Genomic DNA, 15,780 nt, shown 5'->3' on the forward strand with positions numbered 1-15,780 from the left:
GTTGACGAGACGCTTCGCGTCTCGTTCGCACACAAGAGCGAAGCTCTTGTGAACGCTGTATCCCCGCCGTAAACGACGGGGTTTTAGCGCCTGTATTCAAGATAATTGGCATAAAGTACACGACTTCATAGATTGCCAATTTGTATTCACGAGCTATCAGACTGATTCGTGCTAAGCGGAAGTAGACTGTCTCCAGTTCACTCTTAATCTATGCGCAATTCGTGGTGCGTACTTACCGAGTATTCTGTCGGTGGTTCAATTTCGGACGATTAGCGCGTACAGTGGTACCGACAGTTCCGCTGTTTCGCACCGTTCAGTCCGAAGCCTGTTCGACACTCATTTTCAAAAACTGTGGAACGAGTACGGCTTCAACGACTGCAAATCCTAACACGAGCCACTGCATCATTCCTTCGAGAAAGAAGAATGCGACGAGCACGAGAATCGTAGCACTACTGAGACCCATTCCATAGCGAATGGTCGGGTTTTCAAGTGGAGAGCCCATATTTCAGATTAGTATGAATCTAAGTTATAATAATTGTCATCTCGACCCACCGCCGACACACCCACGCTCTGTCGTCAATAACCGCATTTTCTGCTTCTGTTTTTCATTCGATAGTACGACGACAGCGACCCCCGTCTAGCAGTTGGCTACGAGCACGCCGACTGCACCGTTCAAACACCGATACGTGAAATTGACCGATACAGCTGCTCATAAACGAGAAACCGTTGACTCAGAATCAACCAAAATATGGATGGGTTCCTATCGGATTCGAACCACGCGAAGACGTTCTTGCTCGTCTCGCTGCCGTTCTGCTGCGCGGGCATGCGACTTTTCTAATTCGAATCCTTGGGCAGCATCTTGCTGCTGCTCACGACCGTCGTTCGCAACAGCAAATGGGCCCTATCGGATTCGAACCAATGACCACCCGGTTATGAGCCGAGCGCTCTAACCAGACTGAGCTAAGGGCCCTGTCGGCTATCGGTAATCTGTGACACCTCTTTAACGTACCGGGTTTTTCGCGACTGCGAGACGGACGACTACCGCAGCATTCGCCGAGTAAATAAATCGAGAGAAACGCCGCCGCCAGGGCTCGAACCTGGGACAACCTGGGTAACAACCAGGTGCTCTACCAACTGAGCTACGGCGGCTTCCGACTGCATATTTGTATAGACGGAGTTGTTTGATAGGGCTTTCGCTTTCGTCCGATGGCATCGATACGCTTTCACGCGTTCGTGGAAAACCATCCCGTGATGGAACGCTTCGAGGATGTCGTCGCGGGAGTCCGCGAACAGGTCGAACCGGACAGCGACGAGCGCGAGCGTCTTCAAAAAGTCGTCCGTGCGCTCGCTTCGCGAACCGAGAAGGCGGTCGCGGATCTGCCGGTCGAGGCCGACGTGATACAGGTCGGGAGCACCGCCCGTAGAACGTGGACGAGCGGAGACCGGGACATCGATCTTTTCGTTCGGTTTCCGCCGGATTTCGACCGCGAGACCCTGGAATCCTACGGGCTGAAGGTCGGCCACACGGTTCTTCCGGACGGACACGAGGAGTTCGCGGAACATCCGTACGTCAAAGGCGAATTTGAGGGATTCGACGTTGACCTCGTCCCCTGCTACCACGTCGAATCGGCGACGAAAATTCAGTCGGCGGTCGACCGCACGCCGTTCCACACCCAGTACCTCGAAGCACGATTGGACGACGACCTCGCCACCGAAGTCCTCCTGTTCAAGCAGTTTTTGAAAGGTATCGGCGCGTACGGGAGCGACCTCCGAACGGAGGGCTTTTCGGGCTATCTCGCGGAACTGCTCGTCCTCGAATACGGCGGCTTTCGTGACCTACTCGAAGCGGTGTCGGAGTGGAGTCCACCGGTTCGCTTCGACCCGGAAGACCACGGAACCGAGACCTTCCACGACCTGTTGGTGGTAATCGACCCGACAGATCCGGAACGAAACGTCGCTGCCGTCCTCTCACCCGAGAATTTCGCTCGGCTCCAGCACTACGCTCGTGACCTGCTCGCCAACCCGCGTGAATCACTCTTTTTCCCTGCTTCACCCGACCCACTTTCGTCCGGCGAGATTCGAGAGTTCGTCGCCGACCGCGGCACGACGCCCGTCGCGATTCGCTTCGACGCACCCGACGTGGTCGAAGATCAACTCTACCCGCAACTCCAAAAATCGCTTTCCGGGGTGGCTGATGCGCTCTCCCGTCGAGGGTTCGAAGTCCTCCGAGCGGAACTGTTCGCCGACGACAGTGCCGTGCTGTTTTTCGAACTCGCGGTGGCCGAGCGTCCGGCAATCGAGCGCCACGACGGCCCACCCGTTCACGTCCGCGAACACGCGACCGGGTTCTACGAGAAGTACGAAGAAGACGATTCGTACGGCCCGTTTATCGACGGCGACCGGTACGTGGTCGAACGACAACGTGAGTTCACGTCCGCGATAGCGTTCCTCCGGAGCGATTCGGTCTTCGACGCCGCACTCGGTGTCCACGTCGAGAAAACAATGCGAGCAGGGTACGAGGTGTTGTCGGGTACCCAAATCGACGGGCTGGCCGAGGAGTTCGGAAGCGAACTCGCTCACTACTTCGACCCGAAACCGTAATTGTACGGAACTGAGCGGGAAATTTTCTACGATTTTCGCAGTTGTGGTCAGATTGATGTCTGTTTGACCATCAGGATTATATGGGTGGTGTGCATTAGCATATCATGTATGGCTTCCGCACCGACCGGCAACGATGAGTCCGTGTTCGACCAGTTTCTCACCGACCGTGGTCACGAGACAGAACGAGTAGACTGGGAGCAGGAGTATAACAAAAAGCAGTGCCCGGAGTGCGGCGGACTCCACGAAATGGCCGCGACTGAATGTACGGTCTGTGGGTGGAACCCGTAACTAGCAATCGACGTTCCGAATCCGCGTTCACAGCGCGGTGATGATTCCAGCACCGACGACGACCAACAACGCACCCGCAACGATTCCGCGGGTCACTCGTTCTACATCCCGTAGCAGGAAGTATGCAAAGAAAGTCGTGAACAGCGGTGCAGTTCCCGTCAGTGGGTCAACGATAGCGACCCGTCCTTCGGGGAGCGCTAACGCCGAAAACAGCGACAGCAGTGCAATCGCGGTGAGCAGACCGCTCACCGCGAACAGTCCGTACGTTTTCTTCGGTGCGGAGAGCACGTCACGACGATTCCGAGCGAGAGCGTAGCCCACGAGTGCGACCAGTGCCGCCGTTTCGTTCAGTGCGACCGCTTCGAGTGCGGTCGCCTGTGTCGTCTCCAATCCGAACCGACGAATCACGTTTCCGACCGCGAACGCGGCAGCGGCGACCAACGGAAACGACAACTCGTAGGGTTCCCAACCTGAAAGGTCGCCACCTTTCGCCAGCGCGAGGACGGCGAGTCCGGCGACGAGGACGAGAACTCCAACCGCAGTCACGAGCGAGAGCGGTTCGTCGAGCGCGAACACCGCCAACGTCGCCGAAAAGAGCGGTCGCGCGCTGACCCCGGCGTTGTTGACGCTCGCGCCGACGCGCCGGACGCCGCCGAACGCGGCCAGTCGGCCGACCGCGGTTCCGACGAATCCCGCGAAGAGAAAAATACCGATGGTCGGCTGTGGGAGGTCGGCGAGTGGATTTCCACCTTCTAGCGCGACGAGTGCAACCCAGAAGACGACAGTATCCACGATGACGACGACCAGTGACGCCTGGAGGGAGTCGCCACCTTCTGCCATCGCTCGCTTGGAAACGATGGGTTCGAATCCCCAGAGGAGGGCTGGGATAAGCGAAAGAAGATACACCTCGGCGGGAACAACCATTGCAGAAGCGTTTTCAGCCGTCGGCTTAACTCTCGCGCCCAACCAGATGTCGCCAGAAATATAGTATCATATACAATACTACTAATGGAGGAAAAATGCCATAGTATCAGAACCTCGACCATTTCGTGACAGCAGCCTACGCACAGGTGTTCACGCCAAAGGGGGTCGAAAATTCCCGTGTCTGTCCGAACTGCGAAGACAAGATTCGAGACGGCTCCGAGGTACGCGACGCCCGCTCACCACGGAACACCTGAGGCGTTAGAATTCGTCAGTTCGATTCACGTCGTTTTATACGTCCCCGTCACTTGTGGTGGTGTAATGACCATGCCAACGGCAGAGGCGGATGCGAAAGTAACCCGGTTGTTCGGTGGACCGGGAAGCGGTAAAACCACCGAACTGCTAGACCGGGTCGAAGCTATTCTCGATAAGGACGATGTTACAGTAAACGACCTTCTCGTCGTTTCGTACACCCGTGCGGCCGCAAACGAGGTTCGAGAACGACTCGCCGAGCGACTCGATGTCGACCCACGTTCGCTTCAAGGGAACGTCTGTACGATGCACGCGAAAGCGTACGAACTCCTCAATCTCTCGCGTGGTGATGTTGTCAACGAGAAACACAAAAAAGAATTTTGTGAAGATTTCGGACTGGAGTACGAGGACGAATACAGCGGTAAAGGCAGACGAACCGCACGCTCAACGACGCTCGGAAACAAAATCATCGCTACCTCGCAGTGGTTGCAGCGGACCCGTCGAGACGTTGCTGACTGGTACGACGTTCCGTTCCAGTGGGATGTCGAGACGGTTCGGCTGCCACCGGAAATCGACCCCAACTCACAGGAGGGGAACAAATACACCCCGACGTGGCCGAGCAGCGACGACCGATTCGACGTTCCCGAGGCCATTCGAGGCTGGCGGAAATACAAGGGCGACGAGGGACTCGTCGGCTTCGCCGACATGCTCGAACGCGTGAAACAGCGTTCGCTCTTGCCGAGCGTCGATTATCTCGTTATCGACGAGTTTCAGGACATCACCCGACTCCAGTTCGATATTTACGAGGAGTGGAAACCCCACATGGAGAACGTCCTTATCGCGGGTGACGACGACCAGGTCGTCTATGCCTGGCAGGGTGCAGACCCGAAACTCCTGCTCCAAGAGGGCGGCGAAGACGTTATTCTCGACACCTCTTACCGTCTTCCCTCCCGTGTTCTCAAAATCGTCCAGCAGGAAGTCGACCACATCGAGGAGCGCCAAGAAAAGAACCTCAAGCCACGGAAAGAGGGCGGCGTCGTCGAGGCAGTCGAGAGTCCATCGATGCTCGATCTCGTCCGAAACGTTCGGTACACGATAAGCGAATTCGACGGTACCGCGATGGTGCTGTTCCGCGCCCGCTATCAGATGTTCCGGTTTATCGATGAGTTCATCGACGAGGGGATGCCGTTCCGCACGCTCACCGACCAACGAATGTGGACCGACAGGCTGAACCAGTACGTCGATGCGGTCGAACAGATCGACAACGACGAACCCATCGACGGCTTGCAAGCCCGCAGACTTGCTGACATGCTCGCGGACTCGACGTTCGGTTCGAACGAGCGCGACGAGATGTTCGATGCCATCGATGAGCGCAAGGAAGAAGCAGGTGTGGATGACCTCACCGAACTGGAGTTCGACGGGGATTTCGTGCGGAACTTCGCCCCGTTCATGCCGGGACCGAAATCGGCGGCCGACATGGTTCGGAAGGTGACGAGCTATCAGAAACGCTCCATGGACGCCTACTTCGGCGGAAAGTATCAGGAGATGGAGCGAGACCGCATTCGCATCGGTACCATCCACAGCGCGAAAGGTCGTGAAGCAGACCACGTGTTCGTGGCGACCGACCTGACCGAAAAGGTCGTCGAGCAGATGGCGGCAACCGTGGAAAACGAAGGCATCGACGTCCCCAGTGTGGACGAGTTCACGGCAGGCACCGACCCCGTGCCCGTTCTCACCGACAACGAGCGTCGTGTCTTCTACGTCGGCATGAGTCGTGCCCGCGAGCGCCTCGTTCTCATGGAGAACCTCGTCAGCGGTGCGCCGACGCTCGAACTCGACGTGCTGTTGTTCAACGAACCGAATGGCCGGTCGGTCGAAGATATCCTCGACCAGGAAATCGAAGCGCAGTAATCGAGCCGACGGATTTCCGTTTTCTCTCTCTCTTTTCCGATACCCGTGCATTGATACCGTCCCACGGTGGAATTGTTTCGCATGGCAAATTTCGAACAAGAAACGGTATCCACGTACGACGAACTCGAAACCCGAATCAAGCGAATCGCCAACATCGGAAACGCGACGGGGATTCTCTATTGGGACCAACAGACCAAGATGCCGGAAGGAGGCACACCGGCACGGGCAAAACAGCTTTCGGCCCTACAGTCGATTCAGCACGAACTGTTGACCGAAGATCGAACCGGCGAACTGCTTTCCGAACTCGAAGATGAGAACTTGGACGTAGAGCAGTCAGCAGTCGTCCGTGAAATCCGGCGGCAGTACGACCGAGCTATCGACGTTCCGGGCGAGCTTGTCACGGAAATCGCGGAGACGAGTAGCGAGGCACAACCGGCGTGGCAGGAGGCGAAAGCCGAAGACGAGTTCGAAACGTTCGAACCGTATCTCGACCGACTGCGTGAACTCCAAATAGAGCGGGCGGAGCATATCGCTCCCGACAAAGACCCCTACGAAGTCATGTTCGAGGACGGCGAACCGTATCTTCCACTGGACACCGTCGAACGGATTTTCGACGAACTCCGTGAGGGACTGATTCCGCTCATCGAGGATATCCAGGAGAAAGGTGCTGACATCGCGGACGACGCCTTCGCCGGAACCTACGATGCGGACGTGCAGGAAGCGGTTGCGCGGGACGCACTCGACGTACTCGACTACGATTGGAACCGTGGCCGCCTCGACACCGCACCGCACCCATTCATGTCCGGAACGCAGTTCGACGCCCGTGTGACGACACGATACAACGAAAACGACCCCATCGGGTCGCTGACTGCGACGATTCACGAGTTCGGACACGCGAGTTACCAACTCGGCCTCCGTGACGACGCCTACGGAACGCCCCTCGGCGACTCGCGGAGTTCGGGCATCCACGAATCGCAATCCAGGTTCTGGGAGAACCACGTCGGTCGGACGAAGACGTTCTGGGAACTGTTCTTGCCGACGTTCAAACAACGATTCCCGCAAGCGGACGACGTGACGGTTGATGAAGCCTACGAGGCCGTCAATCAGGTGTTCACAGATAACTTGATTCGCGTCGAAGCCGACGAACTCACCTACCACATGCACATCATCCTCCGGTCTGAAATCGAACAGGAGTTCGTCGCCGGTGAGTTGGACGTGGCAGAGATTCCCGCCCGCTGGAACGAACTCATGGACGACTACCTCGGCGTCGTCCCCGAGACGGATTCCGAAGGCTGTTTGCAGGACATCCACTGGACGAGCCGGTTCGGTGGCTTCCAAAACTACACCGTCGGAAGCGTCTTCGCCGCCCAACTATGGGCGACCATCGAGGAAGAAATCGACGAGCCGATGGAACTCATTCGCGAAGGGAATTTCGACCCCATCCGCGAGTGGTTGACCGAGAACATCCACCAGCAGGGCCAGAAATACACCACCGACGAACTCATCGAGGAGGCGACCGGCGAACCGCTCACCGCCGAGTACTTCCTGGACTACGTCACCGAGAAATATAGCGATATTTACGACTTGGACTAGCAATTATTTCTTCGGAGTAGATTTTTAGAGCAGGTGTTGGATGATTTCTCTAGCGTGTTTGTAGAGCGGTGATTGAGACTGTTTGTTGGGTAGTGGTGACTGCAAATTACGCCACTCCTGGATTGGTCGTCACCAACTCACTACGAAAAAATCCGCAGAACAGCACTGTTTGGCCACGTCACTCCTTTTCGTCGTCGTCGGTTTTGGCGACCCGTCCGACGACTTTCTTCGCGGCGCTCGCGGGAACGTCTTCCGGGGTCGTCAGCCATTCGCGGAGGAAAATCATCAAAATCCCGATGGCCAGGAACGCACCACCGATGAGCGTCTCCCCCGCGATGAGGCGTTCGATACCGAGAAGTCCGATGGGGAGCGCGAAAACCAGCGTCGCCGCCAGACTCACGGTGTCGAGAATACCGAGTTTCATACTCGTCCTATCCAGCGACCGAGTAAAAATGCGACGCACGGTGTCGAAAGGGGATTCAGACAGCACCACGTTCCGGAACGGTTTTCAACCATTCGGCGTCACAGTTTTGTTATGTTTACCGGAATTGTTGCGGAGGCTGGCGAGGTTCGTCGCGTGGAAGACTCCGACGGCGGTCGCCGACTGACGATTGCGGCGGATAAAGCTCTCTCCGACGTGGAACACGGCGCGAGCATCAGCGTGAACGGAGCGTGTCTCACTGTCGAGCGATTCGACAACCGGACGTTCGAGGTGTTTCTGGCCGAGGAAACGCTGGCGAAGACGTACCTCGACGAGGTAGTTGAGGGTGACACCGTCAATCTGGAACGCGCACTGCGGGCCGACGCCAGACTCGACGGCCACTTCGTGCAGGGGCACGTCGATACGACGACCGAAGTGGTAGACGTACGGCAGGTCGGAGAGGACTGGGAGTACGAGTTCGCGATTCCGGAGGGCTACGGACAGTACATCGTGAACAAAGGGTCGGTCGCGCTGGACGGTATCAGTCTCACAGTCGCCGAAAAGGGCGAGGACACTTTCACGGTCGCCATCATTCCGACGACACGCGACGTGACGAACCTTTCGGAAAAAGAACCCGGCGACCTCATCCACCTCGAAGTGGACGTGCTGGCGAAGTACGCGGAACAACTGCTGGCCGAGTAACTACTCCGAGTCGAATCCGAAGGGGTTGTCGTCCCAGAGTTGGTCGCGGTCGTCTTCCGATTCTTCGACCGTACTTTCGTCGCTGCCGACTTCGTCGCGGTCATCGAATCCACCGTCCTCGTTGATCTCTCTGTCGCCATGGATTCGTCCACTTTTGTCGATTTGTCCACTTTTGCTGATTTCTCCGCTTCCATCGAACCCTCTCCCCTCGCCGACCTGACTTCCGTGACCGACGCCGAACGTCTCGGGTTCGCGATGATCTACCTGCTCGTACAGGTCGCGGTACCGAGCAATTTTTCGGTAGAGGAGATAGCCGAAAAATCCGTCGTAGATGAACACGAAGATGATGTAGGCTATCGCGGGCGTGATGGAGGGATACACCAGTGAGGCCAATCCGGGGACGAACCCGACCAGCGTGTTGTACGTGGCGTGGATGGCTGCCGCGATGAGCAACCCTTTGACGATGATTGGCCCGGCGTTTTCGCGGTTAAACTTTGCCAACCCAAGGTAGTAGCCCGCGAACGCCGAATAAATGACGTGACCCGGTCCGGCGAACAGTCGAAACACGGCGGTCTGTCCGGCCTGGAGCAGCGGTTCTGTGCTGGACGTGTTGAGCACCCCTTGGCTGATGTAGATGGCGTTTTCGATGGTTGCAAAGCCGAGTCCGGCCATCGCGCCGTAGACGGCACCGTCAATGACTGCGTCGAATCGACTACTTCGGAAGGCGTACAGGCGCACTGCAAGCAGCTTCACCGTCTCCTCGACCGGTGCGACGATGATGTAGAAAAACAGCACCGTTCCGACGAGCGGAATCTCGTTGAAAAGTGGTTGCGTGTAGGTGTTTAGAATCGCCGCGAATCCGGCGAACAACACGCCGAGCAGAAAGGTTCCGACGAGGAGCGGAAGCGGTTCCGACATCGTCACGTCGGCGTACCAGATGTAGGCCGCGAGCGCGAACGCCGGAACGACCGAAAGTAGGGCGAACAGTCCAATCCACGGGTTCGCGAGCGCAGCTAGTCCCCCAAGTGCGAACTGTAAGAGCAGGATTGCCACTGCGAGCAAAATGATGAACGTCCGTGCCGAAACGACGATTGTTCCGTAGAGCTTCGTCGCAAACCAGTCGAGACGCGACCGCTCTTCCCACGTCGCAATGTCGTACAAATCGACCGAGCCGTCCATCCCCCGTGTAACTGGATCCCGATTCTCGTCCATGCCCCTGTTTTCGAACGGACTGGGAGTAAATCGTTCGGGACTTTCGTCCTTTAACACCTTATATGGAATTATATAACATAAACAAATGTAGGGTCGCGCTTATTAGTCAGGACTCTCGATTCGTGACACACGATGACGCCCACGAGTCACAGTCGAGGAATCATGTACTCGGCACCGCCGAACGCATCCACACGAAAAGAGGACGAACGAGAAGAGAATACAGCCACGGTTGAAGCCGAAACGGAGACTGAATCGGCGGACGAGCAAATTACCCCCGGAACTGACACGAACTGGACGGGTGCCGTCCCTGCGGACGACTGAGACGGCACCGTCCCGACGACCGACCTCGTCACGCTGAAAACCCCTCCGCACCAATCGGGAGGTATGACCAGCCAGTGCGAAACGTTCGCCTCTCGTGGGACGATTGGTTCCTGCGTGACGACTCCCCGTCTACTGACCGACCGTTGCTTTTTCGCGCGTCAACGATGAGTTCCGAGAGCAGAGTTCGTATTCGAGGTATCTACACCACCGCACTCACGCAACTGCTCACCGACGAATTCGGCGTTGTACAGGCGTCACCACCCATCCAGCTCCGGTTCGACAGTGAGTTCGAAACCGGCGAGTACGACGCCACGGTCGAGACCACCGACGACCGACAGGGAGTCGGTGTCTTCGGCGAGCGGAGCGTCGTCGAAACGGTGGGTGAACGACTGGCAGAAATCGGCATCGATACGTTTCACTGGCACGACCCGGCCCCCCGCGGCGCGCTGTTCGATGGCGTCGTCACCGAAACACTCGGAAGCGGTGCCGTCGTCACTCTCGGCGAGCGCGACGGGTTTCTCCCCTTCCGAAACATCGACCGACGAATCGACGAAGGAGACCACGTCCGCGTGCAGGTTCACAACCCGGCACCGCCGTGGTCGCGCGACCGACCCCTGCTCGGAACAGACGTGCAGGTGTTCGGCGGCGTTGCCAGCCTTTCGAAAGGTGTGAATCGCGTCGTCGCCAGCGCACCGGACGATGCCAGCAGGCGCGAACTCGCCCGAACGACCGAGATGCTCCCAACCGACGTTCCCGACGAGTGGGGCGTTCGCTGGGAGTACGGCGCGAATGAGGCCGAAATCGGCGAGATGGACGCCGCACTTTCCGGGGCGGTCGAGCGCGCGGAAACCATCGAGAACGCGCTCGGCGATTCAGCGGAAACGGCACGCGGCGCTGACGCGCCACAAGTCATCGCGAAACCAGATGCCACAGCGTGGCTTTGGTTCGGTCGGGAGTCCCGATTCGAACTGGACAACGCCCGACGAGAAGTCACGACGACCCTTCCCGGTCACCACCGAATCAAAGCCGCGGACGACTCCGCCAGCGCGGCGGTCGATTTCGCGGAAGACCTGCACGAACCCGGCGACGAGGTGCCGATTGGGGCTACTCTCAGGCAGTTCGGCCCGGAGAAAGACGGCGAGGTGTTCATCGACCACGGCAAACCCGACGGGCGGTGTTTCTCGCTCGGCAAGGGTGACGTGGCGCAGCATGACCCCGAATCGGGCAAGTACACGATTCGCCGGAAGATGCAGGGGTCGGGCACCTACGACGCCATCGGCACCGAACGCGAGGCTGGCGACGTGGCAATCACGAAGTTCCGTGAAGGACGCTGGTGGTACCCCACGGCCTACCGGAGCGCAGACGGCGAATCGAAGGGAACCTACGTCAACATCTGCACGCCAGTCGAACTGTTCCCGCGTTCCGTGCGCTACGTCGATTTACACGTCGATGTGGTGAAGCGACCCGACGGAACCGTGGAGCGAGTTGACGACGACGAACTCGATTCGGCCGTCGAAGCGGGCCACATCTCCGAGGAACTGGCCGAAAAAGCGCGGAGTGTGGCGGCCAGCGTGGAGAAGGTGCTTCGGTAGTCAGTTCGACGTTTCGAGTTCGTCATCCGAAGCAGTTCGCAACTGGTCGGAGTTCAACATACTGTCACCAAGTTCGAAACCGGCGCGTTCGAACGCTTTCTTTCCGACTTCGAGTTCACCGACGATGTTCCCGAACGAACCCATCGAGACGGGACGAACATTGATTTCGCCCCCCGTTTCGAAGTAGATGAGAAATCTCGGTTTCCCCATTCTCCACCGTCCACGTAGACGACTTTCTTGACTGCCGACACGGGGATTTCCGATACCTGAGAAAGTCGAGTTAGACGGTACTGTAGCTGAATGAAGAACAGTATGGCTATGAGAATCCCAATCGGGAGAAAACCGACTGTGAGTGGATTCAGAAAGGAAATGGAAGCAAGCAACCAAAGAAGTGCGAAGCCTATCGCAACAGTCCCAAGTACCGAGAGAAATTGTCCTGGGCGATGTTTGAACAGTTGGCGGAACGCGCCTATCGTCCCGCCCTGAATCCGAATCGTCCCATCCTCGATTCGACACCGACCCTTCGCCGTTTCGAACTCGGACATACTAAAGGGGACACAAATCTACGATAAATCTCCGACGGCCAACACAAACGGTTGGCGCTAGAAGTGCTCGTCGTCGGATGGCGTATTGAGTTTCCCACCTCGGCCACCCTCGCTTCGGTCGATTCCCATGACGCTCTCGGCTTGGTCGGTTTCCCACTGGCTGGTTCCGTCCTCGGCGATGCGAACCGTCACATCGTCCACTTCCTCGAACTCCTTGAGGAGTTCCACCTCGATGTTCTGGGATGTGATTGGCGTGATGGAGCAACCGCTACAGGTTCCGCCGAGTTCGATGACGACCTCGCCATCGTCCGGGTCTGCCTTGCGAACCGCGCTCGTTCCGCCGTGCATCTGGATGATCGGCATCTGGGCGGTCAGCCAGCGTTCGACCCGTGATTTGAGGTCGTCTCCCGTGGCTTCCGTCTCGCTGGACTTGCTCATTGAATATCCGTAGGTGCTGGAGGTATGGGAATGTTGGGGTTCGCGTTCGTGAGCTGGTGTCAATCCGTAATACTTGCCGATGTTGTAAGAGGATGTCTCCGCTCCCGCCGACGTTACCTCCCATAGACGTTGCTTGCTTTATTGGCGAGTCGTAAGGTAGTTCGGTAGTTCCGACTCCAATCATTCCGCAACCGCACCGCAACCGTCCACATACCACCCCAACCGATTCCTTCGTTCGCCCCGCTCACTCAGTCATCCCTCGCGCGGAAACAAGCAACCCCTCGGACGACTACGCGCGGTTTCTCTGAAACCGCGCTGTTCTCAGGGTTGTTGTCGCACGCGCCAGATCGTCTGGGAAAATTCGAGAACGCTAGTCTCGTTTCCGAAGCCGATTCAAAATACCCACTCCGAGCACCGACAAGCCCGCTACGCCGAAACCGAATCCCGGTTGCTTCGAGGTCGTCGTTGACTCGTCCTTCGGGGCGGAGATGGCACCCTGCGTTCCGTTCCCACCGGGGGTAAGTTTCGGCGGGTTCGCCTGCTTTCCGGCGCGGTTCGGGAAGGTGTAGAGGCCGCCTTTCCCGTCATCGTGCCGTCCCATACTCGATGCGACGAAGAAATCGTCCGAGACGTGTTGGCTGGTCCAGAACGCGGTTTTCTGTGGCTTGCGCCACCAGGCGAGTTCCTTCGGTTTCGTCGGGTCGCTGATGTCGAACAGTTTTACGCCACCCTGGTACCACGAAGTGTAGAGGCGGTCGCCGACGATGTCGAAATTGTGCGACGTAGTCCACTGGCCGTCGGTTCCACCTCCGCCAGTGCAGTCGTGACATTTTCCGTGCGCCGAGGCCACCCCAATCGGAAGGAGGGACGGAAGTTGCAGGTCGTAGGTCGGGTCGGCCGACTGTGGTGCGTATATCTCGGACAGTCGCTTCGGATTGTCGGGATTCGACAGATCCCACAGCTCCATCCCGCCGGGACCGTTGCCGCCAGCACTGTCAGTGTCCCATGCCTCCTTGTTGACGACGACCAACGACCCGTCCTCGTTCGCCCTGACGTAGTGGTCGTTTCCCGGCAGGCCGAGCACCGCATCCTGTTCTCCGTCGTCCGGAATCGAAGCCAGTTTGTCCAGCGGTTGCCCGCCGAAATGCGCGACATGGGAGGGCTGTTTCGGGTTCGAAACGTCCACGAGCCACGTTCCGGCGTCCCACATCGCGAGGTACGCCGTGCCGTCCTGCACCCACACGTCGTGGAGCGACCGAACCCACGAATCGACTTCCGACCACGCCGAGTCGTACTGGGTAATCGACCACCGTCCGACCTCTTTCGGTTTGTCGTTCGACGTATCGACCATCACGAGTGGATTTCCTTCCCCGTCGTTCCCCGTGAGATACGCGATTCCGTCCACGAACATCGCGTTGTGAATCGGATACTCCGTCTCGTGGAAAGCCATTCGTTTCGGCTTCGACGGGTCGCTTACGTCGTAGAGTAAGAATCCGTGAACCACCTCGCCGGAGACGGGATTCGCAGGCCCGGCAACGAGCAGGCGGTCGCCATCCTGTTTCACGTCCCAGATCTGTGTCATCGGACCGTCGTCGCGGTTGGCGAGCAAATCGCGCCGCTCCGCCAACACGGTCGGATTCGCTGGGTTGCTGATATCGACCGTTGCAAAGCCGTTGGTGGCGGCGACGAATACGGTCTTCCCGTCGTCTCCAACTACGGCTTCTTTCGCGTTTTCGATAGCCACGTCACCGAGCGGCTGATACGGTTCTTGTGCAGTAACGCCCCCGGACGCGAGCAGAGTCGCGGACCCACCTCCCACCGCGGCGGCACGGAGGAACTGTCGCCGTCGCATATCGGATTAGTCGGGTGCGAGAAGAATAAAAGCGAGGGTGGGGGAATCGAACCGCGACCGGATGCAGTTCGGTGCGTGTCGATCAGTTCGGCGCTCGCGTTTTGTCGCCGGTTCCCTCGGTTAGCGCGCTCGCAACCGCGCCCTTTAACACGATTTCGTCGCCGAGCGTGGTCAACTGCACGTCCGGCACGTTGTTGAGCAGGCCACCATCGATTCGTTCCCGAATCGGTTTGAGTACCAGTTCCTCGTTGTTGAGTGCGACTGCGCCGCCGAGATAGACCACGATAGGAGCGTACGCCTGCACGACGTTCGTCACGCCGACCGTATTCCAGTGAGCGACCTGTTCGATGACGTGATCCGCGAAGGCGTCGAGTCCGGCGTTCTCGAACACGTCTTTGGCGGAAAAGTCCGGATCATCCAGCGGGAGGGCAGTTTCGACGCCGCCATCCTCTTCGGCCAGCATCCGGGCGAATTCGGGAATGTTGTTCCCCGAGCAGTACGCTTCCCAGTGGCCGTCGTGGCCACAGCCACAGGTTCGTCTCCCCTGCGGGTCGACGACCATATGGCCGACTTCGCCAGCGTTGCCGTCCCATCCGGTGAGGACGTTGCCATCGACGGTGACTCCGGCACCGATACCGCTCGAAATCGTGATGTACACCATGTCATCGGGGTTGCGGTCGCTGTAAAATCGCTGCCCGATAGCGCCCGCGTTGGTGTCGTTGTGGAGGTGCACCCGGTCGCTGTGGATGAGGTTGCCGACCGGCCCGGTCAGGGGGATTCGGTCGATGGTGTCCGGTAGGTTCGCCGGATTCTCGACCGCCCCTTCCGCGAGGTCAAGCGGGCCGATACTGCCGATGCCTGCCGAGCGAATTTCGGCCGGGTCGATGCCCGCCTCGGAGCACGCCCCTCGCAAACATTCGAGCACTGCTTCGGTAACCGCGATGCCAGTCGGACCCTGTGGCGTGTCGCGGTCGTACGCGCTGACGACGTTGCCGTCCCCGTCGGCGACCGCCGCTCTGACGTTGGTCGCCCCCAGGTCTACACCCGCGTAGTAGGCCATTCAGATGAACAAACGTCGCCCGACCCATTTAACTACAGGCATTTACTCGCGGGTGAGTTTCATCCTACCGA

Annotated in this window: 16 protein-coding genes and 2 tRNA genes; 8 read left to right on the forward strand and 10 right to left on the reverse strand. The window is 58.4% G+C overall.

The annotated features are described in order from the left end of the window. Positions 1-313 precede the first annotated feature (313 nt). The 3 genes from ACN2TU_RS00005 to ACN2TU_RS00015 form a co-directional block, all read right to left on the reverse strand. The gene (locus ACN2TU_RS00005) at positions 314-502 is read right to left on the reverse strand and encodes a hypothetical protein (protein ID WP_435151423.1); all 189 of its coding nucleotides are present in this window, start codon (positions 500-502) and stop codon (positions 314-316) included. A gap of 393 nt (positions 503-895) precedes the next feature. Next, positions 896-970, reverse strand: a tRNA-Ile gene (locus ACN2TU_RS00010). A gap of 106 nt (positions 971-1,076) precedes the next feature. Next, positions 1,077-1,149: transfer RNA gene (locus tag ACN2TU_RS00015), tRNA-Asn, on the reverse strand. Between the two features lie 102 nt (positions 1,150-1,251). Between ACN2TU_RS00015 and cca the strand changes: the two genes are divergently transcribed. Both cca and ACN2TU_RS00025 read left to right on the forward strand, forming a co-directional pair. After that, positions 1,252-2,601 carry a CCA tRNA nucleotidyltransferase gene (cca, locus tag ACN2TU_RS00020; RefSeq protein ID WP_435152410.1) on the forward strand — a complete coding sequence of 450 codons (1,350 nt, stop codon included), beginning with the start codon at positions 1,252-1,254 and terminating at the stop codon, positions 2,599-2,601. A 108-nt stretch (positions 2,602-2,709) separates the two neighbouring features. Further along, on the forward strand, positions 2,710-2,889 hold the full coding sequence (locus tag ACN2TU_RS00025) for an HVO_0416 family zinc finger protein (RefSeq protein WP_435151426.1): 180 nt from the start codon (positions 2,710-2,712) through the stop codon (positions 2,887-2,889). Positions 2,890-2,916: 27 nt separating this feature from the next. Here ACN2TU_RS00025 and ACN2TU_RS00030 read toward each other — a convergent pair whose 3' ends face one another. Then, positions 2,917-3,813 carry a GRP family sugar transporter gene (locus tag ACN2TU_RS00030; RefSeq protein WP_435151429.1) on the reverse strand — a complete coding sequence of 299 codons (897 nt, stop codon included), beginning with the start codon at positions 3,811-3,813 and terminating at the stop codon, positions 2,917-2,919. A gap of 125 nt (positions 3,814-3,938) precedes the next feature. Between ACN2TU_RS00030 and ACN2TU_RS00035 the strand changes: the two genes are divergently transcribed. The 3 genes from ACN2TU_RS00035 to ACN2TU_RS00045 all read left to right on the forward strand — a co-directional run bounded on the left by ACN2TU_RS00035 (position 3,939) and on the right by ACN2TU_RS00045 (position 7,566). Next, positions 3,939-4,067, forward strand: coding sequence for a DUF7563 family protein (locus ACN2TU_RS00035; RefSeq protein ID WP_435151432.1), 129 nt, complete (start codon positions 3,939-3,941; stop codon positions 4,065-4,067). 64 nt (positions 4,068-4,131) lie between these two features. After that, entirely contained in the window at positions 4,132-5,973 is a 1,842-nt protein-coding gene (locus ACN2TU_RS00040; RefSeq protein WP_435151435.1) for a UvrD-helicase domain-containing protein, read from the forward strand. An 81-nt stretch (positions 5,974-6,054) separates the two neighbouring features. Next, on the forward strand, positions 6,055-7,566 hold the full coding sequence (locus ACN2TU_RS00045) for a carboxypeptidase M32 (protein ID WP_435151438.1): 1,512 nt from the start codon (positions 6,055-6,057) through the stop codon (positions 7,564-7,566). Between the two features lie 178 nt (positions 7,567-7,744). Here ACN2TU_RS00045 and ACN2TU_RS00050 read toward each other — a convergent pair whose 3' ends face one another. Then, the gene (locus ACN2TU_RS00050; RefSeq protein WP_435151440.1) at positions 7,745-7,990 is read right to left on the reverse strand and encodes a DUF7533 family protein; all 246 of its coding nucleotides are present in this window, start codon (positions 7,988-7,990) and stop codon (positions 7,745-7,747) included. Between the two features lie 111 nt (positions 7,991-8,101). On the opposite strand from ACN2TU_RS00050, the gene ACN2TU_RS00055 reads away from it, so the two are divergent. Further along, on the forward strand, positions 8,102-8,689 hold the full coding sequence (locus tag ACN2TU_RS00055; protein ID WP_435151443.1) for a riboflavin synthase: 588 nt from the start codon (positions 8,102-8,104) through the stop codon (positions 8,687-8,689). Here ACN2TU_RS00055 and ACN2TU_RS00060 read toward each other — a convergent pair whose 3' ends face one another. Further along, the gene (locus ACN2TU_RS00060; protein WP_435151447.1) at positions 8,690-9,901 is read right to left on the reverse strand and encodes a PrsW family intramembrane metalloprotease; all 1,212 of its coding nucleotides are present in this window, start codon (positions 9,899-9,901) and stop codon (positions 8,690-8,692) included. 162 nt (positions 9,902-10,063) lie between these two features. Between ACN2TU_RS00060 and ACN2TU_RS00065 the strand changes: the two genes are divergently transcribed. Together ACN2TU_RS00065 and ACN2TU_RS00070 are read left to right on the forward strand one after the other, a co-directional pair. Beyond that, positions 10,064-10,222, forward strand: coding sequence for a hypothetical protein (locus ACN2TU_RS00065; protein ID WP_435151450.1), 159 nt, complete (start codon positions 10,064-10,066; stop codon positions 10,220-10,222). 164 nt (positions 10,223-10,386) lie between these two features. After that, entirely contained in the window at positions 10,387-11,814 is a 1,428-nt protein-coding gene (locus ACN2TU_RS00070) for a ribonuclease FAU-1 family protein (protein ID WP_435152412.1), read from the forward strand. On the opposite strand, the gene ACN2TU_RS00075 is transcribed toward ACN2TU_RS00070, so the two are convergent. The 4 genes from ACN2TU_RS00075 to ACN2TU_RS00090 form a co-directional block, all read right to left on the reverse strand. After that, positions 11,815-12,024: a hypothetical protein gene (locus ACN2TU_RS00075; RefSeq protein ID WP_435151453.1), complete on the reverse strand. Its 210-nt coding sequence runs from the start codon at positions 12,022-12,024 to the stop codon at positions 11,815-11,817. It abuts the gene before it with no gap. 392 nt (positions 12,025-12,416) lie between these two features. After that, the gene (locus ACN2TU_RS00080) at positions 12,417-12,797 is read right to left on the reverse strand and encodes a NifU family protein (protein WP_435151456.1); all 381 of its coding nucleotides are present in this window, start codon (positions 12,795-12,797) and stop codon (positions 12,417-12,419) included. Between the two features lie 370 nt (positions 12,798-13,167). After that, entirely contained in the window at positions 13,168-14,649 is a 1,482-nt protein-coding gene (locus tag ACN2TU_RS00085) for an LVIVD repeat-containing protein (protein WP_435151459.1), read from the reverse strand. Between the two features lie 82 nt (positions 14,650-14,731). Next, positions 14,732-15,709, reverse strand: a complete 978-nt coding sequence (locus ACN2TU_RS00090; protein WP_435151463.1) for an ROK family protein — start codon at positions 15,707-15,709, stop codon at positions 14,732-14,734. Between the last annotated feature and the right edge of the window lie 71 nt (positions 15,710-15,780).

It is taken from the genome of Haladaptatus marinus, assembly GCF_051194195.1.

What these genes read in the sequence shown, in the direction of transcription:
- ACN2TU_RS00005 (WP_435151423.1), bottom strand. Translation starts at nt 502, where the DNA reads ATGGGCTCTCCACTTGAAAACCCGACCATTCGCTATGGAATGGGTCTC.
- cca (WP_435152410.1), top strand. Translation starts at nt 1,252, where the DNA reads ATGGAACGCTTCGAGGATGTCGTCGCGGGAGTCCGCGAACAGGTCGAA.
- ACN2TU_RS00025 (WP_435151426.1), top strand. Translation starts at nt 2,710, where the DNA reads ATGGCTTCCGCACCGACCGGCAACGATGAGTCCGTGTTCGACCAGTTT.
- ACN2TU_RS00030 (WP_435151429.1), bottom strand. Translation starts at nt 3,813, where the DNA reads ATGGTTGTTCCCGCCGAGGTGTATCTTCTTTCGCTTATCCCAGCCCTC.
- ACN2TU_RS00040 (WP_435151435.1), top strand. Translation starts at nt 4,132, where the DNA reads ATGACCATGCCAACGGCAGAGGCGGATGCGAAAGTAACCCGGTTGTTC.
- ACN2TU_RS00045 (WP_435151438.1), top strand. Translation starts at nt 6,055, where the DNA reads ATGGCAAATTTCGAACAAGAAACGGTATCCACGTACGACGAACTCGAA.
- ACN2TU_RS00050 (WP_435151440.1), bottom strand. Translation starts at nt 7,990, where the DNA reads ATGAAACTCGGTATTCTCGACACCGTGAGTCTGGCGGCGACGCTGGTT.
- ACN2TU_RS00055 (WP_435151443.1), top strand. Translation starts at nt 8,102, where the DNA reads ATGTTTACCGGAATTGTTGCGGAGGCTGGCGAGGTTCGTCGCGTGGAA.
- ACN2TU_RS00060 (WP_435151447.1), bottom strand. Translation starts at nt 9,901, where the DNA reads ATGGACGAGAATCGGGATCCAGTTACACGGGGGATGGACGGCTCGGTC.
- ACN2TU_RS00065 (WP_435151450.1), top strand. Translation starts at nt 10,064, where the DNA reads ATGTACTCGGCACCGCCGAACGCATCCACACGAAAAGAGGACGAACGA.
- ACN2TU_RS00070 (WP_435152412.1), top strand. Translation starts at nt 10,387, where the DNA reads ATGAGTTCCGAGAGCAGAGTTCGTATTCGAGGTATCTACACCACCGCA.
- ACN2TU_RS00075 (WP_435151453.1), bottom strand. Translation starts at nt 12,024, where the DNA reads ATGGGGAAACCGAGATTTCTCATCTACTTCGAAACGGGGGGCGAAATC.
- ACN2TU_RS00080 (WP_435151456.1), bottom strand. Translation starts at nt 12,797, where the DNA reads ATGAGCAAGTCCAGCGAGACGGAAGCCACGGGAGACGACCTCAAATCA.
- ACN2TU_RS00085 (WP_435151459.1), bottom strand. Translation starts at nt 14,649, where the DNA reads ATGCGACGGCGACAGTTCCTCCGTGCCGCCGCGGTGGGAGGTGGGTCC.
- ACN2TU_RS00090 (WP_435151463.1), bottom strand. Translation starts at nt 15,709, where the DNA reads ATGGCCTACTACGCGGGTGTAGACCTGGGGGCGACCAACGTCAGAGCG.